Source organism: Gluconobacter sp. Dm-74, assembly GCF_018256135.1.
GTDB classification, from domain to species: Bacteria; Pseudomonadota; Alphaproteobacteria; order Acetobacterales; family Acetobacteraceae; genus Gluconobacter; species Gluconobacter cadivus.
Genome location: NZ_JAERLX010000009.1, coordinates 71,476 through 95,797 on the forward strand (window position 1 = coordinate 71,476; position 24,322 = coordinate 95,797).

Below are 24,322 nucleotides of genomic sequence, written 5' to 3' on the forward strand. Positions count from 1 at the left end.
AGTGACCGCGTGGCTATGGACGACGGGGCATCACAGTGAAATTTGGAGGTCATCAACCTAAGGCGCGGGTCTTTCGCAAGCTCAAGGCGGAGACGCAGCGTGAAGTCTATCAGTCCGTGCTTCAACACGTCCGGACCTGCCTCAACCGGGGGCCATATAATGTGCTCGAACTTCGCGCGAACCTGACTCCGGAGCAGGCTGGCGCATTGCCGATGGCGTTGACGACGCTGGCCCAGGCCGGTGAAATCGCGGCCCTCGGTCATAGTGTCTATGCCCGGGTGCCCTGGATGCCGGCGACACGAACCGTCAAGACGTCGCCGATCGAGGATCTTGTTTTTGCTTCTCTGACCGAACACGAAACAGCCGGTGAAATTGCGACATGGCTCGGCCTTGCCATTGGTCAGGTCCGGGAGTCCCTTGCAGCCCTGGAAAAGGCGGGATTGATCGAAGAACGACTGGATCCGCGCCGACCTAACCGCTATCGGATCGTTTCGCCACATATGGCCAAACACATCCGGCAGGGTGCGCAGGACAGGACGTTCACCGACATCGCTCGGCATGGCTGACGCATGACCGAGGCCTTGCGTTTGCGGGTTATCCCCCAAACCAGTGGACAGCGCTGTGGGCAACCACGGGCAGGACATGTGGATTCACGGTCCGTTCGTCCGGGGCACAGGCGTGCAGCGCTGTCGATCTCCGGTGAGCTCTCGGCAATCGGATGGGGGGTGCGTCAGGCGTCCCGTCGCTCCGGCGTCTCAAAGGACCGGATCCTGCGCTGGCAATCGGGGCAGGGTATTCCTGACCCGGAGTTTCTCAAGTGGCTCGCGGCTCTTGGGATGCTGCATCGCCGTCTGAGCCATCCGCTGGCACGGGCCGTTCCGCCCGTAGGCAACAGGCCTCCCCTGAATGGTTACGCGATGACCAGCGCCCTTCTGACCATTGGCTGGTCTGAACGCACACTTGCAGAGCGCCTCGGTGAACACCGAACCGCCCTTCGTCGCGTCCTTGAGGAACAGGGATATCTCCCGGAGCGGCAGTCCCGCTGGCTCGAAGCCCTGGCGGATGGTCATCGCGAGTTGCTCCGCCCCTTGCCTCCCATCTGCTTCTCACCCGATTTCTGAAAGGTTAATCATGTTGCAACGCGTATCCTTCCCCGATGGCTCTCAGGACAATCAGGGTGCTGTCGCAGGCGGCATCGCAGCCGATCGACTGCGATCCATCATCGAGCGGGTCGAACGCCTCGAAGAAGAGCGCAAGGCGCTGAGTGGTGACATCAAGGACATCTACTCCGAAGCCAAATCAGCCGGCTTCGATGTCAAGGTTATTCGGATGATCATCCGGTTGCGCAAGCAGGATCCTTCAGAGGTCGAGGAACAGGAAACTCTTTTGGACATTTACCGCCGTGCGCTGGGGTTCTGACACGATGCAGGATACGCCGCTGCGCCATCGTCTCGCAGAGACAGCCGGGGATATCCTTGTTTGCTGGCCAAGTGTGGGACTTCTCCTCTTCGCTTTCGTCATCCCCCGGCTTGGTGCCGTCATGGGGCCGGTCTTCATCGTCGCCGGTTGCCTGGCAACGATGATAGGGCCGGGAGCTCCCGAGATCGGGGACAATGGCCGCGACTACGGGTTTGAGCGCAGGCGCGGCATAATGTTTGCCGGACTTGGCCTGGTGCTCTCTGTGTTTCGTCTTTTGCCGGTGGGGTTCTGACTATGCCCCTTTTTTCGGCGGACTGGACCCCGACCCTGATTGCCCGTGTCCGATACCGGTCGACGGTGGGGCAGGCCCGCCCTGCTGAAACAGTTCTTCGTCGCGCGTCGGGTGTCAGGTTCCTAGCAGGGGTCAGTCTCTTCCTTCTGGTGAATGCGGCCGATGGATTTTTCGGTCTGGACCAGTTTGCAGGGCAGGGGGCCTGGCGCATGTCCGGGCTGGGTCAGCCCGTTCTGACGCTTTCGTTCTGGCAGTGGATGGCTCTGGCCTTTGGCACTGTCGGTCTTACGAAAGTCGCTGAAAGAACCGCAGGGATGGTGTCCGGTCATGGTTATGGCCCCAAGGCGCGGATCAAACTCTTCGTTGCGTGCATTGCCATGGCACTTGGCGGCCTCGTCCGCAGCATGATCCATCCGGGATAATCGGACTCACATTGGCCGCTCCTAAAGTGATCCTACACAACCGGCAGAGGGAAAATGCCTGAACTGCAGACACTTTTGAAAGAGGTCGTGAGACTGCCTGCGTCCTATCAGCGGCAGGGTCCGCCTCTTACTTCGCTCCTGGCACAGATTGCTCAGGGTGACGACGGACATGGGCAGAGGGTCGGGCGCCTCGCTGGTCTGCTCGGCCATCTGGCAGGGAGTGGACTTTCGTCCAGCTCCCTTGAACTGGCAGGCCGACTGCACGATGCGGGCAAACTGCTCCTGCCGGACAGCCTTTTACATCATCAGGGCGTGTTCAATGCCCGTCAGACGCTGGTGATGCGACAGCATCCATCCCTTGGTCTCGGAGCGCTGTTTCATCTGTCCGAAGATATTCCGACTGTCGTTCATGAGGCTGTCCTCCTGCATCATGAGCGTTACGACGGTGACGGCTATCCGTTCGGAATGAAGGGAAAATCCATCCCTCTGGCTGCGCGCATCATCGGCCTCGCCGATGTAATTGATTCCCTGCTTTCTACCCGATCCTACAAGGCAGGATGGTCGCCGCGTCAGGTGAAGGCCTTTCTTCAGGAGCATGCGGGCGGCGCGTTTGATCCCGATCTGGTGGGGCATGCGCTTACCTTCTTTGATGATTTGCTAACCATCCGTCGTGGGGTTGCGCAGCCCGTTCACGGGTATCAGCCCGTCCCCGGCCAGTCCCCCGTAACATCTCGTAGCCTCAAAATTCGAAACGAGACACCATGATGCCTCTTACTCTTCCGCCCGCAGCTAACACCGCCCCGTCTTGCACGGAGCGCCTGAAGCTTCTCGCTGACGTTGCCGACCGCCTCTTTACAGAAAAGCGGAAAGAGGAGGGTCTGTGCGTGATTGAGGCACTCTATGTTCAGGCGGATGTAGCATTGTCCGGGCGCCAGCTGCCGTAGGGTCGAGGACCGATTTGAGGCGCTCAACCGGTCTGAAATACGAGGTTGGATAACTGACGTCCTTCTGGAGGGCGTCAGTCAGATGTCATCATGTCGGTAGGCTGCATGGATCTTGAGCATCATGTTCGTGGTGTCGAGGACAATTCTGGACAACGTCGTCATTTGGTGCTGGAGCTCCTTCTATCTGGCAAGTGTCCCTTTAAACATCGCACTGATGTCTCCGGCATATGACTGTATGATTTCTAGAGTTTCCTGCCCTGAGCGGGCAACGCCTTCACAGTCATGAGCCTCCTCGTCTCTGAACTGAGGCACTCCGGGATGGAATATGGTTGTCGAACGGCAGTCGGGGCGCTCTGAGCCCCATGGGCCAGTGCTCAAGGCAAAATGAGATCCCCGCCAGCGCGAGGCCGGGAGGGTCAGAAGAGAAACGGGGCCAGCCACAGGCCGTCTGGCCGCCACAATGGTCCGGCCGCACGCGGCCCGCGCCCTGGAGGGCGCGCCATTGTCCCGGCCAGCCGTCTGCGCCGGCAGGAAAGCATCCAGAAAATGAAAAAGGATGTTCTCCATGGCTACTCCCGTCATAACAGTCTTCACGCTCACCGGCCCACAGGACCGTTTGCGCCAGATCGCCAGAGAGCGCGCCTACCGGACCTGCGCACCCGAACACATGACGTGGGAGGATGAAACAACACTCGTGATGACCCTCGAAAGCGGGATCGGGACCTCATTTCTTGGTCATGGGCTGGGGTTGTCTGACGAATATCCAGACGTCAGCATCCGGGGAATGGAGTATTTCGACTGCTTCGATGATCCGGCCTTTGCCAAATGGCAGGGCGGCGAGCTTGTCTATGAAGCGGATCTCATCACAGTCTTCGGAATCCTCTTTCCGACTGACGCCACAAAAGACTGGCCGGGATGTAGCGCCAGCTTCTGGCACAGGTCTCCGCCTCTCGCGACTGCCATAGCCGAGAACTGTCCCCACTTTGACCTGATGCCTTTGCGCCAACTGGCAGGACCGGTGCCGCGATGGGTTGAGACAACGGACGCCTTCGCTACCCTTTTCCTTCGATTGCCCTCAACACCAGATGCGCAGGATGGCGTTGGCGTGATCTTCTATCCGGAGATCGGCAGGAGCACCCTGCTGACCGGGATCGACCGCTTCGGTGGCGTCGCCCGGTTCCGGCGTCAGTCCTATGGGCAGATCAGCGCACAGTGCCCGGAACTGCGTGATGTCCTGCGGGGCTGGTGGAAGGCAAGCGAAAAGAAAAGGAGGAAAGCGCGCCAGGAGCGCAGAGTTTTGAGAAGGAAGATGAAGAAAGCAGAGGGGGAGAGAGGGGATAGAGTGTTTTCTTTCTTCGAGACTGACCCGTGGGTGATGTGAAGGGGAGGCGAAGAGAGGATCGGGGCGGCCCTGACGGGTTCGTTCGCCCTACTGCGCTAGGCTCCTTCGTCGCCAAGCTCCGCGTAGCCCCGACGTCCAGCCGCCCTCAGTCGGGCGTCTGAACCTCGGGTCTGGCCCTTTCGGGTACGGCTTACCCGCATCCTTTTCCATGAACGGGCGGTCCTGGTCTGAGGGATCTGTTCGTGAGACGGCTCCTCAACCTCCCCGGCCAGTCCTTCGGACCGTCCGCGGAGGCATGTTCCATGGAGGTGGCCTCGCATCCAGCGTTCAGTCTGACAGTCGCCGTGCCAGTCCGTAAAGCCACTGCGCGACCCTCGGCTTCAGGTGTCAGGCCCGCATCTGCTGCAGGGCCGCACGCGGTCCCGCATCAGACGCAAACCAGCCCCCCTTGCTCAGGACGCTCCGGGCTTGACGGCCTGTCCCGTCGCCCGTCTTGGCCCGTGGCAGGATGGGCTCAGGAAAACGCCACCTCCCTTTCACTCTCGTCGTCGTCGGCGTGCTCGCCGCACGGGCAGGATGGGTCTAGGAAAACATCAAATGTCTATTAAGTATTCAATAAGTAAACCTTCAATTTTGGAGAGTTTATTTCCTCGAAAACGGCGGTTTCCTGCGGTTTTTCGTTGACCGTGAGCAAGTAAAAACCTAATATCTATTCATGGACGGAGGCAATAACGCCGAAACAGTCCAGTTGATACGTTCCCTATTTCTTGGAGGCTCTTATGGCTGGTTCCGTTAACAAAGTCATTCTCGTTGGCAACCTTGGTAAAGACCCCGAAGTCCGTCATACGCAGTCCGGTTCCAAGATCGTGAGTTTTCCTCTGGCGACGTCCGACACATGGAACGATCGCCAGAGCGGCGAGCGCCGTGAGCGCACCGAATGGCACCGTGTCGTCATCTTCAATGAGCGGTCTGGTGACGTGGCGGAGCGGTTCCTTCGCAAAGGCCGCAAGGTCTATATCGAAGGCGAACTCCGCACCCGTAAATGGACAGATCAGGGCGGTCAGGAGCACTACACTACAGAGGTTGTCATTGACCGTTTCCGGGGTGAGCTGGTGCTGATCGACAGCAACCGAGGCAATGGCGATGAGGGCGATGCCGGCTTTGGTGGTGGAAACGGTGGCGGCCGGTCTGGGGGATCGTCTGGCAACGGAAACCGCAATGCGGGCTGGGACGCACCGGGCGGGAACGACCTCGATGACGAAATTCCATTTTGAGGGCCGGGGGGAAGGGGCATAGCGTAAGATGAACAAAGACCGCCTCATGGCGCTGCTGCCCCCGCCGCAGCGCTCCAAACACAAGGAAGACCGCTACAAGGCGATTGCCAGCGTCCTTCAGACATTCGCCCTCAGCGCGTGGGGGCTCGGCATCGTGACCCCACTCATCTCCGGGACAGGACCGTTGACCCCCATGCGTGCCGTCACCTGCTTTTTTCTGGGAGCCGCGCTTGAGGCAATTTCTTTGACTTTTCTGGCCTATATCCCCTATCCTGAGGAGAAGACGGAGGCGAAAATCAATGGATAACGTGACCCAGAGTATCCTGTTTATTCTTCTTCCTGCCGCTGTTTTCACCATCGGTCTGGGCCTTGCGATCGGACCGATTGCCACCCGGCTCGCAAAGTTGCGAACGTCCCATCAGTGACACCGACAGGCGGCCTCCGGGCCGCTTTTTTTTGTCCGCTCGCCCGGTTTAGTCAGGCGGGCGCGCCTCGACGGCGCGAGCTTTGATGCCCCCAGTGCTCGCCCCCCACAGGGGGGCTGCGCCAGGACAGCAAAAAAGACTAGACTGGCTCCATGTCTCGACAAACCGTCATTCGCATCAGTGCGCTGATCATTCAGGTCGCCATTCTTCTCCTGATCTGGCAGGGCTTTCTGCATCCAATCCGGGGAGGCCTGCTGGTACTTGCCGTGGGTGGGGGTGTGTTCTTCCTGACGCGGGACTCTTCCGGCGCAAATCAGGGCCGTAGGTAGAAAAAGCAAAGGAAGGGTCGGGGCGGCCCTGAAGGGTTCGTTCACCCTATCTCACTAGGCTCCTGCGTCGCCAAGTTCGACCGAGCCACAGCGTCCAGCCGCCCTCAACCGGGCGTCTGGACCCCGCGTCTCGGCCCGTCCGGGTAACGGTTCACCCGCATCCTTTTCCATGAACGGACGGTTCTGGTCTGGCACGTTCGACCGTGAGACGGCTCCTCGTCCCTCCCGAACGGTCCTGAAGGACCGCCCGGGAGGGACGTTCCACGACAGCGTCCTCGCATCCAGCGTTCAGTCTGACAGTCGCCGTGCCAGTCCGTAAAGCCTCTGCGCGACCCTCGGCTTCAGGTGTCAGGCCCGCGTCTGCTGCAGGGCCGCACGCGACCCCGCATCAGCCGCAGGCCAGCCACCCTTGCTCAGGACGCTCCGGGCTTGACGGCCTGTCCCGTCGCCCGTCTTGGCCGGTGGCAGGATGGGCTCAGGAAAACGCCACTGTCGTTCCACTCTCGTCGCCGTCAATGTGCTCGCCGCACGGGCAGGATGGGTCTAGGAAAACGACAGGTCTTCATAAAGTAATCAAGTAATCTTTTTACTTGTCATGCGAAAATTAACCGCGTTTTATGGCGGTTTTATGCGCTTTTTATCTTGTCATAGAAGGCTGGAAAGGCTATCTTTTACTTGTCGAGAGGGATTGGCCCTCAAGACAAAGCGCCCCGAACGGTGTCCTACCACCGAACGGGACTTCGCTAGACTAGAAAGGCAATTTTCATGTCCGACGCATCCAACACAATGTCCCAGAACGCTTCTCAGGGCAACTATTCCCCCGCCGCTGTTCGCCGCTTCAGTGAAGCACAACGCCGCACCAAGGCTCTTGCCGCGCCGTCTCTGGCCGACATTCTCCGTCTTGTTCCCTCTGACGACCAGATGTCAAAAATCGTGCCCGCGTTCGGTGTCGAAGCGGGTGACGTTGACGAGCTGACCGGGGCAGGGTCCAACATGGTGCGCGAGCAATACGAACTGATGTTTCCCATCCTCGTGACCCACATTCGGGGCGAGCAGAATTTCAACGGTCTGCGGATGCACCTTGACCGCGTGGTGGATGGCCTCATCCGTTCCGCCTATGGCGCCGCGAACTTCTACGAAAACCGCCGTATGATTGCCATTGACGCGGCTGACAGTTTCAAGAACGCCGACCGCGACGAAGACCGCTTGGGCGTGGACGGTGGAGAAAACCGCGTGGACGGCCTGCGCCGTATTGCCGCCGAGAACGGCGCGAAGGCATACGCGCTGGCCTGCGTCGCTTCTGGCGCATGCGCTGCCTATGAAGAACTCATGGGTCAGGCTTGGAAGCCTTACACCCGCGACAATGGCCGCAGCCTCTCCCGTGACGTCGCCGCCGTTCAGGCGGACGCCATGGGCTTCTAAGTCAAGCCCGCCGCGCCCACAGGGCGCGGCCTCTTCCTGTCCCTCTGCACATCGAAGAGCGACCGGCCCCGCCCGGTCGTGGAGCCTGTCCCATGTCTCACGCACTCGCCCCCTATGTCCCCGACGCCAGCGCCAAGAGCTTCCCCCTGAGACGGCTGGAGCACCTTGCGCGGGGCTTCGCCATCGCGGACGCCCTCATGACGTTTCTGGAAAATACCCGCTTCGATTCCAGCATCGAGAAGGCCGCAGAAGAGGCGCGCGCCGCTGGTGCCACCCCTGACGAGATCCGGGCCGCGTCGAACGGCCTCGCCTGATCGGCCTCGGCCAGGTCCACACACGCAAAAGGCGGCTCCCTGGGGAGCCGCCTTTTTTGTTGTCCGGTCAGACCGCGCCAAAATGGACACAACCGCGCAGGCGCGGCTGTGACGTATGTTGCGTCAGGGCTTCGCCCTGGAGCGGGTACGCAAGAGCCTGCTCAGGACTTCGGCAGGATCGGCGGCGGGACGATCTGACACCATGATGCGCCCTTCGTGTCGAACGCCTGATGCTCCTCGCAATAACGTCCGACCTGCGCTGCATAACCGTCATACGTGTAACCAGAGGCAAAGCCGAGACCGATAAGGACCGCACCGGCCAGCGCCATCCGTACATAGGCGCGCCATCGCGCTTCCTTGTAAAACTGGCGCTCATGCGTCGGAATCTCTGTCCGTAACTGATCGAAAACCTTGTCGCGAAGTTCCGACGTCACGCCAGAGACAATCCGCCCGAGAGTGGCCTGTAATTCGCGGTCTCGAAACAGTTCCTGTTTCTCGATATTCCGCTCCGCGACTTCCCCCATCTTTTCAACCTGCCTGCGGCTTTCGATGTACTGGTCCCGCAGAGTGCTTTGTTCCTGCTTGGCCATCTCGATAATGCCGCGGGCCTCTCCCCTGAAATCCTGCATTTCAGAGGCGCATGACAGCACAACCCGCGCAAAAGCATCCATGCCCTTGCGTTGGGCTCGGATCCACCGCCCAAGGGGAGAATGTTCATCAATGCCATCAAGCCGGGCCGCTTCTTCCATCAACCGACCCGCCTCGGCCAGTCCGTCAAAAGTTGCCTTGTCTGTGAACTCACTCATGTCGTCAGGACCTCAGTATCGTACAGCGTAATCTTCCGAAGCCCCATCCCCGTGCCTTGTTCAGTGGTCCAGCTCCGGACATGCGATGCACGAATAAGCAGCTGCATGCACATGAACGGCGTGGCCTCATGGATCAGGTCATTGGCCAAGGATTGGAAAAGCTCCCAGTCTTTTGACGAGAACAGAGACACATCCTGAGGGAAGGCCTGCTCAGGATTATTTTTGTAGAGCGGGGAGGGCATCGCCCCGAAATGGCTCATCAGAGCCGCCGCATCCTTCGGGCTTGCCTCAACATCGAAAGCCGTGAGGGCCTCGGGAGGAAGATCGGGCTGATGGGCGTAGTGACTTTCATCGCCAAAAAAGAGTGGCGTGTCCGGTGCAGCGCAGTCGTCCCGAAGATCGAACGTCAACGAGACAGGATAGACTATGGCCATGGGTCTGCCGTGTAGTTTCATGCGCGGACGATAGTCCGCGTAGTGCAGTATCCCGCGTTGCCCCGACTGATCCGCAATCACCAGAAATCCACACCGGGTCGGCACTCTGTTTTTTCGAAGCGGCGGAAGCCGCTCCGTTCCGTTGGGTTCCCACTCCCAGAACGATACCCCCACCGGAAACCGGATGGTTGAGAGGGAGCGGATGGTGACGCCGAGATCGGTCACATCAAGATGCTCAGCTTCCCCCACCGCATTGTAACAGACGAAGTGTTGCTCTCCGTCAGCGAGGAGGTCGAGAAATCTCCGGTTGCCAATCCCTCCAAAGGGATTGGCGCCTGTTTTTAGCCGGTCGAGCAGATCCGGCTCGGATTTGCGGCTCCTTCTCATGGCAGCCAGTCTTCAATGCCCGCATCCGAAATGTTTTCCTCGATTTTCTCCAGCCAGTTTTTGACAAGCCACTGGCGCATCGGGCCGAGGGGCGTTCCGTCCTGTCCCGGCTTACCCGCGGCGGCGTCATGAAAGGTTAGGCCACTCGCCAGCACTTCTTTCATGCAGGATAGCTTTGGAATCCGCAGAAATTCTGTTTCCATCCCCGCCACGTTCATAAGGCGCTCATCGTTCATGATCGGATTGAAAATAGTGTCCGGCTTATGTCCGGCTGGAACGGTCCATTCGTTGAGGACGATGATGCCACGGCGGGGCCGGAACTGACCGCTGGCCCACAGCTTTTCAAGATAGGCGATGTCACCGGGCTGGGAGCCACACATGAACAGGCCTGTTACCGGAACACCGACGGCATCCGCTGCACCGATGATGTCATCTTCGGCCGCCCATTCCTCCAATGTTCTGTCACCACCCCCAATGTCGATTAGCAAGGATGATTGGCGCATCGCCGCTTCGTTGAAACTGTTGGCAAACCACTCTTTCAGGTGGCCGGCTTCTTCATTCGAAGGGCAAGGAAGCCCGTGAGTTTTATAAATCTCCTTGAACAGGGAAATGCCGGGGTTACGAACATCTCCGTCCCCCAAAAGAAGAGGTCGCCCCTGAAAAATGGCCCGCTCCGCAAGCGGAGCGAGGCAAGTCGTTCCACCGAGATTTCCACGTCCGGCCTTGATCAGGGAGCGTAGTTCGAGAGACTTCGTAATCGCTTCATGCAGCTCAGGCGCTGAAAGGCGTTTTGGTTTTTCGGTCACATTGGATTCCTGACATTGAATGATCCGCCAGAGACGGCTCGATCATTTTCCCAGATCCCGTTGTGAGTGCAGACAGCGCAGGTGGACGCGGACTAGCGTCCGATCTTCATTTTTAAAAGACAGAACATCGCTTTGAGAGGTTTACTCCGTTCGCGCGGGGGGATGACCTCAATCATGGGTAGGCAGGCAAGTGCCCATTCCCGGTCTCTGTCAAAGAAGGATCGGCGCGGCAGACCCGGCATCTGCTCGAAGTCGAGTTTGCCCTCGGGAGTTCGCCCAGAAGCATCAAGCGGCATGAGGGCTTCAAGTGGCAAATCCTTCGGCATTCCTGCGGGACGTGGACCAACATAGGGCGGTGGCAGAGGAATATCCTGATCCCTGCCATAGCGTGGCGCCTGTTTTCTCATGACAATGAACTCGGCCACCCTCCCGATTTTCACGGCAGGTGCGGCCTCACGTTCTTCTGACGGGGCGGCGTCACTCCGTACGTCTGAGGTCGTTTCGGGATAGAGGACTGAGCGGCTACGATCGCGGGCGTCCTGTAACTGCTTTTCCCGCAGATCCGCGTCAGCTTCTGCCATGCGACGGTTCAGTGTCTCCCGTCCATCCGCATCATCTGATTTGTGTGCCTGAGAGGCAGCGCGGGCCACGGCACGAGCCGCAGAAGCCTTGTTGCGGGCGTCTTCTTGTGCGCTGTGCATGGCACTGACAGCTTTGCGAACACGATACCACGTACTGCGGACCGTGGCAGGCTTCGGCGGCTCCCCATTCACGTTCATCAGGCCAGCGGATTCCGCTGCTTCGCTCATCTTCTGCCAGCGGACTTTCTTACCTGTGATGGCCTTCGACATCGCCTCGTAATTGTTCGTCATCCACTGGTACAGCGGCGAGTGTGCCCACGTTCCGCGCTGACAGCCCAGCAATGCGGTGAACATTGCGCCGTCGGTTCCCCCCATCGCCATCGCTGCACTCATGTCTACGTCCTTCCTCGTTGAGCTACGCCTAGCACCAGCGGCACATCGTGTCAAAGATCGTGCCGTTACCGCTGCGCTATCGTCCTAAGATCGAGGCAAGATCGTTGCAGGTTTTTTCTTTTTCCATACACAAATGCAAACTTTCAGTTTGCGCTTCGCGCCACCCTGCGGGTGTTGCATCCGGCGGGGCAGGGTTTGACCCGGGCTGAAGACCTCTCATCGCATTCTGCTCTGCCAAATATGTTGTTCTGCACTACGACAGTGCGCTACATTAATGACGTTCTGAATGTATGGAGTGTGTCATGGCATCCCCCCTTTCGATCCGTCTGGACGAGCGGTTGCGCACCGACCTGGAGCAGGAAGCAACAGCACGCGGTATTCCTCTGAGCCAACTCATCCGTGATCTTCTGGAGACAGGGGCAAAGAGTGCGCGCCGAGACCGTATCCGCAGGGACAGTGCGCGTGTTGCCCGCTACGTCGCTGCGACGCCTTCCGCCCAGGCGCTTTTTGAAGAGGCTGGCGGAACCCATGGCTCCTGATCGGCCGGTCGCCATGGCAGCGATCTTCTCGCCTGGAGAAATTGTGCTGGCAGACTGGCGCGGCGATGCGCTGCCGAAGGAGCCCAACAAGCGTCGGCCGGCTGTTGTTGTCGAAGACGACCTCTTTCCGCCTGAGTGGCCGAACGTGATGCTTGTGCCGCTGACCGACGATGAGAACCTCGTCATTCCGGATCTGGCAGTACGGATCGACCCAACATCCGAGAACGGTTGTTCTAAACCCTGTTGGGCGGTCAGTGCTCTGCTCACCACCACATCCAAGCAACGTGTCACCGTGACAGGCAGCAAAGTGAGATCTGATCAGCTTGCTGCCATCAGACGTCAGATTGCGCTCCTGGTGGGATGCGACGGCTAGGCAGATAGTCTCTGAGAGCCTGACCGAAAATGAATTGAGTGATTTCAGTGGTTTGTGATTCCTCCGTCTTTGCGAAGAGAAGGAGTGAATTGTGGCCTGGACTGAAATCACCCGTCGTCAGTATCGTCGCGATGATCTGACATATGCAAGTGATCTACGTGATCGGGAATGGGCGCTTCTGGCACCGTTAATGCCACCCCAAAAGCGGTATGGCCGTCCCAGAAGAACGGAACTCCGGCGGGTTGTTGAGGCGGTGCTGTACATCGTCTCGACGGGATGCCAGTGGCGTGCCCTGCCACATGACTTCCCACCCTATACGACCGTTCAGGGGTATTTCTACGCATGGCTGCGCGAAGGGCGCTGGGAGGCCATCAATCATGTTCTTGTGATGCTTTCACGCGAACAGGAAGGCCGTGAGGCCACGCCTTCCGTCGGCATTCTTGACAGCCAATCCGTGAAAACTGCGGAAAATGGCGGCCCCAGAGGTTATGACGCAGGCAAGAAAATCAAAGGCAGAAAACGGCATATTGCGACAGATACCCTGGGGCATCTAATCGTCTCGGTTGTGCATGCCGCAAATATTCAGGATCGCGACGGAGCCCCTCTGGTCGCAGAAAAAATCAGGCCACTCTTTCCCTGGCTTCGTCGTCTCATCGCAGACGGAGGATACGCAGGGGAGAAACTGCAAAAGGTTCTGGCACGAATGGGAGACTGGGTGCTGGACATTGTAAAGCGTTCAGACCGTGCTCAGGGTTTTGTCCTGCTGCCAAAGCGATGGATCGTGGAACGGACATTCGCATGGCTCGGAAGATGCCGCCGTCTCAACCGAGATGTCGAGGCAACACTCCAAGCCTCACAAGCATGGCTCATCGTTGCTCATATCCGCAGATTGCTGCGAAAAATCACTCAGACCGCTTTTTGAGTCAGGCTCTGAGACGATGTGGGCTCGGAGCGACAGTTTTTGTCGGCGAGCACTCACAACCACCTCGAGCAAAATGTCTCCTTTGCCCACGGAGACGATGCATGCCAGACGAAAACGTATTTGACCTCCCGCAACCGGTAGATCGCGAAGCGCCGTTTCAACTCCTCGTTTTGCAACGGCTGGATCAGATCGGGGAGACGCTCGCCCAAATCCACCAGATGGTCAGCCCTCCAGAGAAAGCAGAAGAAGGCGAGGGCCTGGTCGAGGTCGTCGCGCGCATGGCTCAGGCCATGGAACAGCAGGGTGCCGCCCTTGAGACAATCTCGGCGCAGCTTGGCCGGCTTGAAGCTTCCACCTTCTCTGCACCGGCTGGAAGATGATCACTTACCGGAAGATTTCTGCGGCAGGTGCCGGTAAGCTGATCGTCGCTTATCTGAGAGAGAATCAGTCCGAGCCGGAGAAGGATGCTCGCTTTGAACGGGAACGGAGTGATCCGACCCGTGAAAACGGTGACCGGCTGACAACCTACTATACCGGACGTGATGGGCGGGGAATGTGGTCGCCAGATATGGGCCCCCGGATCGCTGATGCGCTAGGCATTGACGTCATGAAGGTGCCGACAGACCAGGCGCTGGCCAATCTGTTCGAAGCGAAGCGCGCTGACACAGGTGAAAAATGGGCCAACACAGGCCGGAAGCGTGAGCACTCGGCCATCGACTTCACAGCGTCACCCGATAAATCAGTGACGCTTGCCGCTGAATTTGCGTCGACGGATGCCGAGCGGGCGCTCATCTGGAGCGCAATTCACAAGGCCAACGACAAGGCTATGGCGTTTATTGCCAAAGAGGTTGGCGTGGCGCGCAGAGGGTCAGGAAAGACAGCCACGCTGGAACGGGGGGAAGTCGCGTGGGTATCGTTCCGGCACTACACGGCACGACCGGTCATGAAGATTCAGGATGGCGCAAAAGGCCCCACGGCGGCGGTGGAAGTTCCGGTGCCGGGGGACCCACAGGCGCATATTCACAATCTGCTTTTGAATGCCGTAGCGACCGAAAGCGGCCATTTGGGTTCGCTGGACAGTGCTCGCATTACCAGTGCGACGTCTTTCATGTTCGGGGCGTATTTTCAGGCGGAACTTGCAAGCGAACTTCGCAAGCTCGGTATCGCGGTACACGTCGACGAGAGTGGCCGCGCAATCGCGATTGATAGTGTGCCGCGAGAAGCCTGTGAGCTTTTTTCAAAGCGGCATTCCCAGGCGGAGAAAATGGGAAAAGCCTATGCCAAACGGCAGGGCCTGGACTGGAACGATTTGTCGGCCGAGCGGAAGTTTTCAATCCTTCACAACGCAAATCTCGCTTACCGCTCAAAGAAGTACAGTGGCAGCAACGACAGGGAGTTCTGGCTTGAGCAGGCTCACGAAATCGGGTGGTATCACGATACTGTCCTGACCAATGAGAAGGTCCAGCCATTAGGGCGCGCTGAGCGCTACGAGCAGGCCTATGCGATTGCGGCTAAGAAATTGGCTGAGGAGTTTCGGACAGCTGCTGTTCTCGACCGGGACACGTTCCGGACCCATGCCGCACGGGGTCTCATTGCGGCTGGCATTGAAGACATGCGGGACATCGAGCGGATTGCCGATCTGATCCAGGAGCGCGGCATTGAGATCGACGGCCAACAGGTCCGCTTCCTTGAGCGCGAGCAGGATGGCCGCCTCCGGGTCGCGACAAGTGCCCAGATCGCCCTTGAAAAGGACATGGCCCGTCTTGCCGGCCTGTCTGCGCGGACGCGGGACGGCGCGCTCAGTGACGAGCAGATTTCCGCTGCCGTTGCCCGGTCGGGTCTCGACTTCACACGCGAACCGGCACACGGCGCTGCGCAGCTTGCAGCCATCAATGCGCTTGGTCAGGCGGGCGGACTGGGCTTCCTGATTGGTGTCGCCGGCTCCGGCAAAACGACGCTTCTCAAGCCTCTGGTCGATGCCTGGCAGGAGGATGGCCGCACCGTCATTGGCGCGGCCATTGCCTGGCGTCAGGCCGATGCGCTGAAGGATGCGGGCATTTCCCAGACCTACGCGATGACACCTCTGTTGGACGGCCTTGCGCAGGGAAAGATCGTCCTCGATCGGCAGTCCGTTCTGGTTCTTGATGAAGTCAGTCAGGTCTCCCCGCGTCAGCTGCTCGAGATCCTCCAGCTTCAGCAGGAGAAGGGCTTTGCCCTCCGGGTGGTGGGCGACCGCGAACAGGCCCAGGCGATCGAGGCCGGTGATGCTGTTGAACTGCTTTTGCGTGTCATGCCCAAAGAAGCGCGTCCGGAGCTGTTGAGCACAATCCGCCAGAAGTCCGCGCGCGGTCGGCAGATCGCCAGCATGTTCCGTAGTCCCGGCCGCGATCTGAGCCAGACTGAGGACGAGCAGAAGAAAGCCGATATTGCGCGGGCGCGTGAAGCAATCGACATGAAGCGCAAGGACGGCACCATCCGACTTGTGGGCGGCGATCATGATCAGGTCGTCGAGCAGATCGCTGACCTGTATCTTCGACGCCGCGACATGCTGGCCCAGGCCGGATCGCAACGGGGCATCACCATGTCTGCGCCGACGAACGAAGACGTTATGGATCTTAGCCGTGCCGTCCGCGACCGGCTGCGCAAGCGTGGCGAGATCGGTCAGGCGGAGATCGTCAAGGCCGCCATCGATCAGCGTGGCGTCACCTATGAGCTGCCTCTCGCAGTCGGTGACAGGGTTCGGCTGTTTGCAAAAACCAGCGTCCGGGTGGACACCCCCCATGGGCGCCGCTGGCGTGATCTTGGCTCGAATGGTGACTTCACGACCGTCAGGGGCTGGTCTGATGAGGGACTGGTTCTACAGAACGCAAAGGGACGGGAAGGGCTCGTGCCCTGGACCCGGCTGGCCGACCCGAAGACCGGACGCATCCGTCTGGGCTTTGGTCACGCTATGACAGTTGATGCGGCGCAGGGTGTGACGTCCGACGAGCATATCAACGCCATGCCGCGTGGATCCTCGGCCATGACAGGCTTTACGTCCTATGTTGCCGAAAGCCGGCATGTTCATCGCTGCTGGACGGCCGTATCGGAGGGCTCTCTCCGGGAGGCCGAGACGTTCTCGCGGGCTCTTGGCGACATCCGGCCGGTGACGGTCACCGATCTGTATGACCGCTTGGCGTCTGACATGGGCCGTCATCCCTACAAATCCCTGGCCGTCGATCTTGCGAAAGCCCGTCTCGTGCATGAGGAAGCCAATACGCGCTGGATCCGACAGAACCACGTCAATGAGCGCGCGCGCCAGAAGGGGCAGTCACCGGGCGGTCAGGTGCGTCGTCAGGTTGAGGAAGCCCCGATCCGGGATGTGCCGCGCGCGCAATGGGATGATGTCAGTCGCAAGCTGCGTAAGGCCGGCTATGCCGCGCAGGACGCCCTGAATGCAGCGCGGCGGGTTGAAGATCTGCAGGAGCGTCGGAGAGCGCAGCAGGCCGAAGACCGGCTGCGGCAGGCTCGCGCTGCTGCACAGGAACAAGAGCGGGAGCGCGATCGCACGCGGGTTCGTGGTGCAGGACGCGGTATGTAGTTTGGAAAACAGAGGCGGCTGGGGACATGCCGCCTCAGATATCAGGCGAGTTCCTGACCACGCGCGTAAAGATTCAGGGCGTGCGTGACGGTCTCAACAGCCGCACGCTCGTCCTGTCCGAGAGTTGTCTCGAACGCAACCAGTTCTGCCAGCAATGCTTTGTCCAGATGCGGATGAAGCGGTTCCGTTGTTCGGGGCAACTGAGCGGACGGAGGGACGAGGGTCTCAAACAGCTTTGCGAAAGGCTTGTCGTCTGCCGGGGTCTCATCAGGGAAAAGCAGGGTCAGGAGCTCCTGTGCGTCCTGCAAGGGCGTACCTTCCGTCTTGAGAACGACGCCGAGGCGCTGATACAGATCTCCCAGAACTCCGGTTAATGGCCGGAGATCAGCCTTTTCGATCCGGTCGCGCCCTTCCTGAAGCCGGTGAGCCACCTCGGCAGCTTCTGTAGTCGGCTCCTGTGATACGGGTGCCGGAAGGGCTGGAGCCGCTGAAACTGTGGGGAACACCCTGTTCACGCCTTCTGGTTTGATTCCTGCGTGGAATAATCGTGTGTAAATTCGCTTGCCTCGGAAGAGAATGATGGCTTGCCCGGGGCGGAGGTTCTGTACATCGCTCCAGGAGATCCGCTTGACGTCCCGAATGTCTGCGCGTTGCTGGTCTGCATAGACGCCGAGAGGGTTGGAACTGTCGAAGCCGGGAAGGACGCTGACGGGCATCGTTCCGCCTGACTTTTCGATCCACTCCCGGGTAGGACCAGCGTCCTCTACATTTTCAAAGATTTTGAGCTTTGGGTTGCCGAGAAGCGGAACGGTTAGGTCTTTCCCGAGCGTTGCTTCGAGAGTGCCTACTTCCTGAAAAGCCAGAAGCAGGGAAATATTCAGTTCACGCCCCAACGCCATCATTGCGTCGATCCCGCGTGTCGCGAATTGACCGACCTCGTCCAAGACTAAAGGATAGGGCACAGCAGAGGACGACGCACGATTTACGACGCGATCCTCATAGTCACCCTCGATGGAGGTTCCGAGTGCTGCCGCCAGTGCGTAACGCAGCGCCGTGATGACCGCCTTGCCGAGTGCGGCGTTCGTGTCCGGGTGATTTTCGAGCGAGGGGAGAAGCACGACGAGGATGCGTCGATTGAAAATGACGTCCCGGAAGTCCACGTCGCCGATGTTGCACCGGAAGATATGTCCCAGTGTGGAACTCATCTGGGTGAACGTTTTGCCGAAACCACCCACAACATAGGAATGCTGCTCGCGAACTTTGTCCTGGTCTCCCACGCTCTTGGTGTTCGAGAAGCCGCCTGTTTCCGTCACGTAGTCGCGGACAGGGTTCAGTAGAGTACCGTCAAACTCTGCAGGCAGTTCGACTTTGCGCGCCTCGCCTGAGTCCGCATCATAGTAGGTGAAGATCTTATCCTGGTAGAGATCGCGCAGTTTGACGATATCAGAGAACATCGTCCGGATCGTCTCGGACATGATAGGAATGCCAAGGTTGTCCCGGACCCAGACAAAGACATAGGACATGCCACGAATAAGCGCCTCGGCCCTGTCCCGGAAATGCGCGGAGTTACCGCCGCCGCCTTTCTTGTCCTCCGGAAGAAAAAGCGTGAGCAGAAGCTCCGTCATGCCTTCAGCGTTGACGGAGGAAAAGGGATTCCAGGTGTTGGTCTTTCTGTCACCAGCCGAGACCATCATGTTGATAAAGCGCAGATCGGCTTCCCGACCCCACCGTCTCGCCATGGCCGCGACGGAGAAGGCAAGGTTGTTCGAGGCTTTGCCGTCGACAATCGTGAACCCGCCCCCCTGTGCCAGCGCATTGCACAGAAGACTGTAGATGAACTGCGTTTTGCCGGATCCTGTGGATCCAGGCAGGATGGCGTGCATCGTCATATCATTGCCCGATAGCCACACCTGTTGGGCGGTGACTTCATCCCAGCCGAGCAGCCAGTCTCCCGAAGGCTTGCCCGGGATTTCGACGCCAGGTCGTTTGGGGTCTGGCTGCGGATTACCGTAGTCCTTCCCCTTCGCGTTTGCCGGCAAGCGCAGAGGCAACGTCACCGGCCGTGTCAGAACATAGCCTGCATAGGCGATGGCCAGCGGCACAATGGCGGTTGTCAGTGCTGGGACAGCGACGGATACGCCAGCCATTGCAACGAGCCCGATGGACGAGAACCCGGTTCGCAGGATTTCTGCGACCTGATGTGGCACGCCGCGGGTATCGCGGAATGCCAGCCCCCCCTTTTGCTCGTGAAAGTCCTGAGGCCCGTCAATACGGCGTCTGATCATCGCCATGATTATTCCAACCCGAACGCGTTGTTTGGCACGGGCGCGGCTTGCGACGCGGCCGGAATGGAACGTCGGGTCGCGGGAGCAGGGCCCACCAGTTGAGGGACTTGCAGTGCAGCAACAGGATGCGCTTGGCTATTTTTGGCGGAAGCCCATAGCCGGTGGCCTGCGGCTGCCCCTATGACAATCACACAGACGCCGACGAGGACAGGAAGGCGGAAGCGTCTAGCTCTGCGCGGTTGTCTTACGCTGGTGATGGGGGCCGCCTCTACAGGGCAGGCACTGGCGGATAACTCTGAGAGAATGTCCTGGTCAAGAACGATAATGGTCCGTTCCCCTTCACGACGAATAGAAACGGACTGTGTGTCAGGTGGAACAGATATGATCATTGCGGACCTCAACAATTAGACGCCTGTGCAGTATCCGACAGGCGTTTGTGAGTGCAGATCAGGTCGTGGCCGTCTGGGCGTAGGTCGTCAGAGCTTCTATGGTGATGCAGCCTTCAGGATCGGCAGTTCTTCTGAGCACCGCATTGAGCGCGAGCAGAGCGATCGACAGCGGGACATGGTAAAGCCCTGTCAGCGTGTAGCCCGTCATACTCAGAGTATCGGGCTCGAGCTTGAGCCCGAAGCCCGCCCCTTTTGTCTCTGATCGCCAGAACTCTTCTGCGAGCCTGAGCAGTACCGGAAGAAACACGTTTGTCTGGCTCACACGCCATGCCGGTAGAGCGCCAACGCCTGGAATGCCAGTCTCGAAACGGTATCCCTGTGTTTCAATAAGAGCGGTGCAGCATCGCACCAGGTCATCAAGATCGCTCATGCGTAATCACGCTTTTTCCAGGAGGGAAGACGAGGGCGAACGGGGCCACACAGAATGACCCGGAACATCCGCACGGCTACAGGAAGCGTGAGGCCGAGCCATGCCAGCACACTGAAGAAAAGCACTCCGATAACGGCAAAGATGAATGTCCATTCCCGCATGTGGGCGATCCACAGGGCGAATGGTGCAAGCGCACGGGCGTCGATAATGAGAAGGCGGACAGGATCCGCGGTAAAGCGCCACATCAGTTTTCTTCTTTCATGGCATCTGCGGCGACGGCTGGTGAGATTCTGCCCTGTTTCACGGCCGCCGCGATGGATTGAGCGAAAGTCTGTCCGTGTTCTTCGACGGCGGCCTGTGTGATGTTCGGCCAGCGATCCCGGGGTGCATCCAGCAGACGGCTTCGAATGGCCCGGGTCACAGGCAGGAACTCCCGAACGGGTGTCCTCTTGCCATCGGTTGATTTGAGAAGCCTCTGGTTCACCAGAAGACGGAGGTTCTCGACGAACGATATTGTCAGGCTGTCCCGCTGATCAGCGGGGCAGAGTGCCTGAACACGTCGGACCGTTGAAGAGCAGCTGTTCGTGTGAAGAGAGCTCAGGAGGCGATGGCCAGAGATCCCGGCCTGGATTGACGCTTCCATGGTCTCGGGATCGCGGCACTCGCCCACGACGATGTCGGTTGGTTCTCGGCGCATGGACGCGCGGACGAATTCGGCAAAACTCCTGAGGTTACGCGGAATTTCGAGCTGCGTGACCGTTGAGTTACGGCGCAAAACGCGATCATAAAGGATCTCAAGGGGGGCTGAGGCTTCGATCAGGTTGCAGTGAATATCCGGGTCTTCAAGCCGGGCCCGGTTGATGCCGCCAATCAGCGTTGATTTCCCCGAGCCCGTGGCGCCGCAGATCAGGAAAATGCCCTGTTCTCCATGAAGCGCGTCCATCAGTTGGGGCTCGACCTGCTGGTCCTCCAGCGGTCGGGGGATGTCAACGAGGGGTCGAAACGTCATCGAAATGCCTGCGTCGGCACCAACCTGCGAGCTGACGGCATTCAGGCGGAACGGGTATCGCCTCTTTTTGCGATCTGGCCAGATTGTATGGCCGACATCGATCGGATCCCCGTTCTTGAGGTTCGTCACCCCCGTCGCCGAGCGAAAGATGTAGTTAACCGCATCCTCGACTTCACCCGGCAGACTGACATCTCGCGTTACCTGATGGTTTTCACCATGCAGACGCACCATGACGGGCATGTCAGACTGGATTTCGACACGGGAGCACTCGGTTTCGGAACACCAGATCAGGAACTGATCCAGCGTATTGCCCCGCAAAGCTTCTCCGTCATGCGGCCAGAACATGCTCACCGTGCTTTGTTTCCCAGACGATTCAGTGTCTCGAATTCGTGGATGACCTGTTGATGGGTCCTTACGAGAGTCTTTGGGAAGTTGTCGCTTTGCTCTTGTGGACCGTGCTTCTGATGCAGTGCCTCCATGTACCCCGAGATCGGCTCTAAAAGAGAAGACGGCGCGCGGCTTACGTCATACCCGTAATAGGTTTTGCAAGACGCCACATGGTCGAGCTGAACAAGCGTCAGGGTCATCGCCCGATCGAGCTGAAGGGCTGGCACGGCATAGTGCTCTGCCACCCAGTCCCGCAGCGTGTAAGCCGCAATGCGGGCGCGGATAAAATCGGGCATGAGAGCGAAAATTACGGAATCAGTCATGGTCTGCAGAAGGTCTCGAGAAGGCTGGAAATTTGGGGGGGCGTCAGTGGGCGTCCGGCAAGACATTCTGCTTTCCAGTGTGCCAGTGCTGCTGCGGCTTCCGGACAGGCGGCGATGGCCATCACGTAAGGTGGGAGTCCGTCGCGCGGGTAGGACGCTGCTGACAGAACGAGCCAGAGGTCGCGGTCAAGGAACTGAATGGCTGCGAAAAGGCCCGGGTTGACGACCCCTGCCTTGAGGCGCGCTTCCTGCAGAAGAGAGAGGAGCGCCGGTCGTGTGAAAGCGTGCTGCTCTGTGATCTTTAAGGTCGAGCGAAAGCCTTCCTTCTTCAGTTGCTTATCAATGGTAGAGACGAAGGATTTCGACAGGTTCGCGAAGCTGGACGGCGCCCCATTTTTCAATGAACCCTGTAGCTGCACTGAGAGGCGCTCCAGAACGCTTTGTGCTTCTACTTTTCGTCTCTGGATATAGAGCGAGAAGCAGAGAAATAGACATTTCTCCGCCACTGTCGCCTCCAGAGGGCCACGCCACGGGCTACCAAGCTGCGCTTGAAGTGCCTGGAAGGTGGTCTCGCGCCGTTCGGCGAATGATGTTCCACGAACGTACCGTGCCCTCCACTCCTCAAGGTTCAACGCCGGATCGAGAGGCGCCAACGGCGCTTCAGGAGGCGCGGGGCGTATTAGCTTCAATCCTTTGCCGAGCCACGCCGCGCCCAGGGGATGAATCTCAGCAAGTGCTTTTTGCATACCTTCGAGACCGAACCGCCTGCGGTGACGTTCCAACGGAGCGCGGGTCAGGCAAAGGGCTGCGAGGATGATAATGAGAGCAAGAGCCGGCCATCGGAGAACCGACCCGGTCAGCGTGCAGAGTTCCCAAAGTGTCGATGCAGAGACACGTTCGGGGATGGCCTCTCCGAGATTAGCAAGGACTGCATCATAACGCGGTGTGCAAAGTCCAATCAGCCGTAGCTCATAGCCCTGCACGAACAAGACGGCTTCGACGATCTGGGTGTGGAACTTCAACCAGAGCAGGAACAAACACAGAGCAATGCCGACGCATGCGCCAATGAGAAGGCTGGCAATACGCTCTGGGTCGTGAGATCTCGTGTTGGGAGCAGGGTTAATTGGCATCACTGATCTCCTTCGGAAACGTGCCAGTGAGCCCGATTGGCATCGAGGCCAGGTTGACTGCGGATGCGAAGCTCTCTGTCATCAAGGCGCATCAGATCAGCTCCACCCTGAACGTCGCGGTGCAGCTGGGAGACCTCCGGGGCTGCCACTTTTCCGGCCCGCAGCAGTACCCTGTAACGACCCATGCCCATGACATCGCGCTCCATGCGCGACAGGTCATCAAGAAAGATCTCGACGGCCTGCCTTTGTCCTGCTGCCCAGCCATAAGCAACGCCAGATCGCCAGACCTCAACTTCATGCGGGGTGCGCGGCCGGACCGCGTCGGCGGGCGGAGAAGGGGGTGAAACAGTGCGTACAAGCCATGTGCGCCATTGCGGTACGGCCGTCACAAGCTGAGCGCGGCGTGTAATCTGGTAAATCGTGCCTGTCTCCCGGGCAGTCTGGCCACTTGGATCGAGAGCGACTGCCATTTGCGCTTCTGTGACCACGGGTGGTCGGATAAGGGTCTGACCGTTCCCAGCTGGGAGCACCAGAGTGCGGAAATCCACTTTCTGGTCCAGAATATGGGAATATCGGCGCAGGAGTTCATTGATTGCGTAGGACTCTGCGGCCCGCCCGCCTTGGGCGCCATAGGCCCACGCCGCACTACGGACAGCACTGTCGCGCCCATTCCCGCTTTCCTGTTTGGGGGAGTAGCCGGGACGCACGGCCATCATCGCTTCGAGTGATGATGGCCTGTCCACGTCTGGGATATCAGGGGCTTCGACAGCCCCGGTGACGGGCGTATTTATGGCGTCACCTGCCTCCGGGTTTCCTTCGGGTATTTCCGGAACAGGAAGATCCTGAGGTGGCTCGGCGTGCGCATAGGCGTTGAACGCACAGAGTGAGGCCGCAAGAAGGGCAACCCGACAGGCGGAGTGCCGAGGCTTATGCATTCCAGGTAATCCTTATGACGTGGTGAGGGATATCAACCCAGATGTCGGCATGGCCGGATGACGCGGAGGCCATCTCGTCCAGCAAGCGACCGAACGTGGTCGCCTGCTGATCCACAGCTATGATCGGTGGTGCAGGGCATGGCGGAATCTCGGTCTCATAGCCAACCCGCCTGGCAATTAGCCTGATGCCCTCATCGAGCGGACCCTGCCAGTGCCAGCTGACAGGCCGGTTCATCTCGGCTGGAAGAACCGAACCCGCCCGGACGAGAGGAAAACGGAGGGCGCCAATTTGGTCTAAGGCGGACAGAATATGATTCATGTCTTGATCGAAGGGGCGCACAGGCGGCCGAGGCTGCTCGCTGCAGGCACAGAGGCCTGACAGTAGCAGGAGGGTAAGGCCGAAAGGTCGGCAGAGAGGGTTTTGCCACAT

Annotated in this window: 31 protein-coding genes; 18 read left to right on the forward strand and 13 right to left on the reverse strand. The window is 59.2% G+C overall.

The features are described from left to right. Window positions 1–35 precede the first annotated feature (35 nt). From JK208_RS12315 to JK208_RS12360, 11 genes are all read left to right on the forward strand, one after another. The gene (locus JK208_RS12315; RefSeq protein ID WP_086649736.1) at window positions 36–566 is read left to right on the forward strand and encodes a hypothetical protein; all 531 of its coding nucleotides are present in this window, start codon (window positions 36–38) and stop codon (window positions 564–566) included. 78 nt (window positions 567–644) lie between these two features. Then, window positions 645–1,121, forward strand: coding sequence for a transcriptional regulator (locus tag JK208_RS12320; RefSeq protein ID WP_086649735.1), 477 nt, complete (start codon window positions 645–647; stop codon window positions 1,119–1,121). A gap of 10 nt (window positions 1,122–1,131) precedes the next feature. After that, the gene (locus tag JK208_RS12325) at window positions 1,132–1,419 is read left to right on the forward strand and encodes a DUF2312 domain-containing protein (RefSeq protein WP_086649734.1); all 288 of its coding nucleotides are present in this window, start codon (window positions 1,132–1,134) and stop codon (window positions 1,417–1,419) included. Further along, window positions 1,403–1,711: a hypothetical protein gene (locus tag JK208_RS12330; RefSeq protein ID WP_099287131.1), complete on the forward strand. Its 309-nt coding sequence runs from the start codon at window positions 1,403–1,405 to the stop codon at window positions 1,709–1,711. The genes JK208_RS12325 and JK208_RS12330 overlap by 17 nt, the downstream gene beginning before the upstream one ends. Before the next feature lie 2 nt (window positions 1,712–1,713). Further along, a complete protein-coding gene (locus JK208_RS12335; protein WP_086649732.1) occupies window positions 1,714–2,133 on the forward strand; it encodes a hypothetical protein in 420 nt (139 codons plus the stop codon). 54 nt (window positions 2,134–2,187) lie between these two features. Beyond that, window positions 2,188–2,898 (forward strand): HD-GYP domain-containing protein, encoded by a 711-nt coding sequence (locus JK208_RS12340; protein ID WP_086649731.1) that lies wholly within the window; start codon window positions 2,188–2,190, stop codon window positions 2,896–2,898. A 744-nt stretch (window positions 2,899–3,642) separates the two neighbouring features. Then, on the forward strand, window positions 3,643–4,458 hold the full coding sequence (locus JK208_RS12345; protein WP_237469133.1) for a hypothetical protein: 816 nt from the start codon (window positions 3,643–3,645) through the stop codon (window positions 4,456–4,458). A gap of 740 nt (window positions 4,459–5,198) precedes the next feature. Further along, a complete protein-coding gene (ssb, locus tag JK208_RS12350; RefSeq protein WP_086649723.1) occupies window positions 5,199–5,693 on the forward strand; it encodes a single-stranded DNA-binding protein in 495 nt (164 codons plus the stop codon). Window positions 5,694–5,721: 28 nt separating this feature from the next. After that, window positions 5,722–6,000, forward strand: a complete 279-nt coding sequence (locus JK208_RS12355; protein WP_211576401.1) for a hypothetical protein — start codon at window positions 5,722–5,724, stop codon at window positions 5,998–6,000. Beyond that, on the forward strand, window positions 5,993–6,118 hold the full coding sequence (locus tag JK208_RS16090; RefSeq protein ID WP_255376059.1) for a hypothetical protein: 126 nt from the start codon (window positions 5,993–5,995) through the stop codon (window positions 6,116–6,118). The genes JK208_RS12355 and JK208_RS16090 overlap by 8 nt, the downstream gene beginning before the upstream one ends. 152 nt (window positions 6,119–6,270) lie before the next feature. Continuing rightward, window positions 6,271–6,447, forward strand: coding sequence for a hypothetical protein (locus JK208_RS12360; RefSeq protein WP_158093569.1), 177 nt, complete (start codon window positions 6,271–6,273; stop codon window positions 6,445–6,447). A gap of 348 nt (window positions 6,448–6,795) precedes the next feature. On the opposite strand, the gene JK208_RS12365 is transcribed toward JK208_RS12360, so the two are convergent. Further along, window positions 6,796–6,963, reverse strand: coding sequence for a hypothetical protein (locus tag JK208_RS12365; RefSeq protein WP_167383468.1), 168 nt, complete (start codon window positions 6,961–6,963; stop codon window positions 6,796–6,798). Window positions 6,964–7,212: 249 nt separating this feature from the next. Here JK208_RS12365 and JK208_RS12370 point away from each other — a divergent pair, with 249 nt between their 5' ends. Together JK208_RS12370 and JK208_RS12375 are read left to right on the forward strand one after the other, a co-directional pair. After that, a complete protein-coding gene (locus JK208_RS12370; RefSeq protein ID WP_202258770.1) occupies window positions 7,213–7,869 on the forward strand; it encodes a hypothetical protein in 657 nt (218 codons plus the stop codon). A gap of 92 nt (window positions 7,870–7,961) precedes the next feature. Continuing rightward, complete coding sequence (locus tag JK208_RS12375) at window positions 7,962–8,183, forward strand: hypothetical protein (RefSeq protein ID WP_211576402.1); 222 nt, start codon at window positions 7,962–7,964, stop codon at window positions 8,181–8,183. A 161-nt stretch (window positions 8,184–8,344) separates the two neighbouring features. Here the strand turns inward: JK208_RS12375 and JK208_RS12380 are convergent, their stop codons facing one another. The 4 genes from JK208_RS12380 to JK208_RS12395 all read right to left on the reverse strand — a co-directional run bounded on the left by JK208_RS12380 (window position 8,345) and on the right by JK208_RS12395 (window position 11,590). Next, complete coding sequence (locus tag JK208_RS12380; RefSeq protein ID WP_249202140.1) at window positions 8,345–8,989, reverse strand: hypothetical protein; 645 nt, start codon at window positions 8,987–8,989, stop codon at window positions 8,345–8,347. Continuing rightward, window positions 8,986–9,810 carry a hypothetical protein gene (locus JK208_RS12385; RefSeq protein ID WP_211576403.1) on the reverse strand — a complete coding sequence of 275 codons (825 nt, stop codon included), beginning with the start codon at window positions 9,808–9,810 and terminating at the stop codon, window positions 8,986–8,988. The genes JK208_RS12380 and JK208_RS12385 overlap by 4 nt, the downstream gene beginning before the upstream one ends. Beyond that, window positions 9,807–10,616, reverse strand: a complete 810-nt coding sequence (locus tag JK208_RS12390) for a hypothetical protein (protein WP_237469137.1) — start codon at window positions 10,614–10,616, stop codon at window positions 9,807–9,809. The genes JK208_RS12385 and JK208_RS12390 overlap by 4 nt, the downstream gene beginning before the upstream one ends. Before the next feature lie 92 nt (window positions 10,617–10,708). Continuing rightward, window positions 10,709–11,590, reverse strand: coding sequence for a hypothetical protein (locus tag JK208_RS12395; protein WP_202258774.1), 882 nt, complete (start codon window positions 11,588–11,590; stop codon window positions 10,709–10,711). A 302-nt stretch (window positions 11,591–11,892) separates the two neighbouring features. Between JK208_RS12395 and JK208_RS12400 the strand changes: the two genes are divergently transcribed. The 5 genes from JK208_RS12400 (at window position 11,893) to mobF (ending at window position 17,004) form a co-directional block, all read left to right on the forward strand. Beyond that, the gene (locus tag JK208_RS12400) at window positions 11,893–12,129 is read left to right on the forward strand and encodes a BrnA antitoxin family protein (RefSeq protein ID WP_231100982.1); all 237 of its coding nucleotides are present in this window, start codon (window positions 11,893–11,895) and stop codon (window positions 12,127–12,129) included. Then, window positions 12,119–12,502 (forward strand): type II toxin-antitoxin system PemK/MazF family toxin, encoded by a 384-nt coding sequence (locus JK208_RS12405; RefSeq protein WP_086649715.1) that lies wholly within the window; start codon window positions 12,119–12,121, stop codon window positions 12,500–12,502. The genes JK208_RS12400 and JK208_RS12405 overlap by 11 nt, the downstream gene beginning before the upstream one ends. Window positions 12,503–12,593: 91 nt before the next feature. Further along, a complete protein-coding gene (locus JK208_RS12410) occupies window positions 12,594–13,424 on the forward strand; it encodes an IS5 family transposase (RefSeq protein WP_194261973.1) in 831 nt (276 codons plus the stop codon). A 101-nt stretch (window positions 13,425–13,525) separates the two neighbouring features. Further along, complete coding sequence (locus JK208_RS12415) at window positions 13,526–13,804, forward strand: hypothetical protein (protein ID WP_061928996.1); 279 nt, start codon at window positions 13,526–13,528, stop codon at window positions 13,802–13,804. Further along, window positions 13,801–17,004, forward strand: coding sequence for a MobF family relaxase (gene mobF, locus JK208_RS12420; RefSeq protein ID WP_211576404.1), 3,204 nt, complete (start codon window positions 13,801–13,803; stop codon window positions 17,002–17,004). Before JK208_RS12415 ends, mobF begins: the two co-directional genes overlap by 4 nt. Window positions 17,005–17,045: 41 nt before the next feature. Here mobF and JK208_RS12425 read toward each other — a convergent pair whose 3' ends face one another. The 8 genes from JK208_RS12425 to JK208_RS12460 form a co-directional block, all read right to left on the reverse strand. Beyond that, complete coding sequence (locus tag JK208_RS12425) at window positions 17,046–19,295, reverse strand: type IV secretory system conjugative DNA transfer family protein (protein WP_211576405.1); 2,250 nt, start codon at window positions 19,293–19,295, stop codon at window positions 17,046–17,048. Between the two features lie 441 nt (window positions 19,296–19,736). Beyond that, window positions 19,737–20,108 carry a hypothetical protein gene (locus JK208_RS12430; RefSeq protein WP_211576406.1) on the reverse strand — a complete coding sequence of 124 codons (372 nt, stop codon included), beginning with the start codon at window positions 20,106–20,108 and terminating at the stop codon, window positions 19,737–19,739. Continuing rightward, window positions 20,105–20,353 carry an IcmT/TraK family protein gene (icmT, locus tag JK208_RS12435; RefSeq protein WP_086649711.1) on the reverse strand — a complete coding sequence of 83 codons (249 nt, stop codon included), beginning with the start codon at window positions 20,351–20,353 and terminating at the stop codon, window positions 20,105–20,107. The genes JK208_RS12430 and icmT overlap by 4 nt, the downstream gene beginning before the upstream one ends. Beyond that, complete coding sequence (locus JK208_RS12440) at window positions 20,353–21,462, reverse strand: type IV pilus twitching motility protein PilT (protein WP_249202147.1); 1,110 nt, start codon at window positions 21,460–21,462, stop codon at window positions 20,353–20,355. Before JK208_RS12440 ends, icmT begins: the two co-directional genes overlap by 1 nt. 2 nt (window positions 21,463–21,464) lie before the next feature. Further along, entirely contained in the window at window positions 21,465–21,827 is a 363-nt protein-coding gene (locus tag JK208_RS12445) for a hypothetical protein (protein ID WP_086649709.1), read from the reverse strand. Next, window positions 21,824–22,957 (reverse strand): hypothetical protein, encoded by a 1,134-nt coding sequence (locus JK208_RS12450; RefSeq protein WP_211576408.1) that lies wholly within the window; start codon window positions 22,955–22,957, stop codon window positions 21,824–21,826. The genes JK208_RS12445 and JK208_RS12450 overlap by 4 nt, the downstream gene beginning before the upstream one ends. After that, window positions 22,957–23,892 carry a type IV secretion system DotC family protein gene (locus tag JK208_RS12455; protein WP_099287127.1) on the reverse strand — a complete coding sequence of 312 codons (936 nt, stop codon included), beginning with the start codon at window positions 23,890–23,892 and terminating at the stop codon, window positions 22,957–22,959. Before JK208_RS12455 ends, JK208_RS12450 begins: the two co-directional genes overlap by 1 nt. Continuing rightward, entirely contained in the window at window positions 23,885–24,322 is a 438-nt protein-coding gene (locus JK208_RS12460; protein WP_099287126.1) for a DotD/TraH family lipoprotein, read from the reverse strand. The genes JK208_RS12455 and JK208_RS12460 overlap by 8 nt, the downstream gene beginning before the upstream one ends.

Coding starts and splice junctions, on each gene's coding strand:
- JK208_RS12325 (WP_086649734.1), top strand. CDS start 1,132: ATGTTGCAACGCGTATCCTTCCCCGATGGCTCTCAGGACAATCAGGGT.
- JK208_RS12335 (WP_086649732.1), top strand. CDS start 1,714: ATGCCCCTTTTTTCGGCGGACTGGACCCCGACCCTGATTGCCCGTGTC.
- JK208_RS12340 (WP_086649731.1), top strand. CDS start 2,188: ATGCCTGAACTGCAGACACTTTTGAAAGAGGTCGTGAGACTGCCTGCG.
- JK208_RS12345 (WP_237469133.1), top strand. CDS start 3,643: ATGGCTACTCCCGTCATAACAGTCTTCACGCTCACCGGCCCACAGGAC.
- ssb (WP_086649723.1), top strand. CDS start 5,199: ATGGCTGGTTCCGTTAACAAAGTCATTCTCGTTGGCAACCTTGGTAAA.
- JK208_RS12355 (WP_211576401.1), top strand. CDS start 5,722: ATGAACAAAGACCGCCTCATGGCGCTGCTGCCCCCGCCGCAGCGCTCC.
- JK208_RS16090 (WP_255376059.1), top strand. CDS start 5,993: ATGGATAACGTGACCCAGAGTATCCTGTTTATTCTTCTTCCTGCCGCT.
- JK208_RS12360 (WP_158093569.1), top strand. CDS start 6,271: ATGTCTCGACAAACCGTCATTCGCATCAGTGCGCTGATCATTCAGGTC.
- JK208_RS12370 (WP_202258770.1), top strand. CDS start 7,213: ATGTCCGACGCATCCAACACAATGTCCCAGAACGCTTCTCAGGGCAAC.
- JK208_RS12375 (WP_211576402.1), top strand. CDS start 7,962: ATGTCTCACGCACTCGCCCCCTATGTCCCCGACGCCAGCGCCAAGAGC.
- JK208_RS12380 (WP_249202140.1), bottom strand. CDS start 8,989: ATGAGTGAGTTCACAGACAAGGCAACTTTTGACGGACTGGCCGAGGCG.
- JK208_RS12385 (WP_211576403.1), bottom strand. CDS start 9,810: ATGAGAAGGAGCCGCAAATCCGAGCCGGATCTGCTCGACCGGCTAAAA.
- JK208_RS12395 (WP_202258774.1), bottom strand. CDS start 11,590: ATGAGTGCAGCGATGGCGATGGGGGGAACCGACGGCGCAATGTTCACC.
- JK208_RS12400 (WP_231100982.1), top strand. CDS start 11,893: ATGGCATCCCCCCTTTCGATCCGTCTGGACGAGCGGTTGCGCACCGAC.
- JK208_RS12405 (WP_086649715.1), top strand. CDS start 12,119: ATGGCTCCTGATCGGCCGGTCGCCATGGCAGCGATCTTCTCGCCTGGA.
- JK208_RS12415 (WP_061928996.1), top strand. CDS start 13,526: ATGCCAGACGAAAACGTATTTGACCTCCCGCAACCGGTAGATCGCGAA.
- mobF (WP_211576404.1), top strand. CDS start 13,801: ATGATCACTTACCGGAAGATTTCTGCGGCAGGTGCCGGTAAGCTGATC.
- JK208_RS12425 (WP_211576405.1), bottom strand. CDS start 19,295: ATGGCGATGATCAGACGCCGTATTGACGGGCCTCAGGACTTTCACGAG.
- JK208_RS12430 (WP_211576406.1), bottom strand. CDS start 20,108: ATGAGCGATCTTGATGACCTGGTGCGATGCTGCACCGCTCTTATTGAA.
- icmT (WP_086649711.1), bottom strand. CDS start 20,353: ATGTGGCGCTTTACCGCGGATCCTGTCCGCCTTCTCATTATCGACGCC.
- JK208_RS12440 (WP_249202147.1), bottom strand. CDS start 21,462: ATGTTCTGGCCGCATGACGGAGAAGCTTTGCGGGGCAATACGCTGGAT.
- JK208_RS12445 (WP_086649709.1), bottom strand. CDS start 21,827: ATGACTGATTCCGTAATTTTCGCTCTCATGCCCGATTTTATCCGCGCC.
- JK208_RS12450 (WP_211576408.1), bottom strand. CDS start 22,957: ATGCCAATTAACCCTGCTCCCAACACGAGATCTCACGACCCAGAGCGT.
- JK208_RS12455 (WP_099287127.1), bottom strand. CDS start 23,892: ATGCATAAGCCTCGGCACTCCGCCTGTCGGGTTGCCCTTCTTGCGGCC.
- JK208_RS12460 (WP_099287126.1), bottom strand. CDS start 24,322: ATGTGGCAAAACCCTCTCTGCCGACCTTTCGGCCTTACCCTCCTGCTA.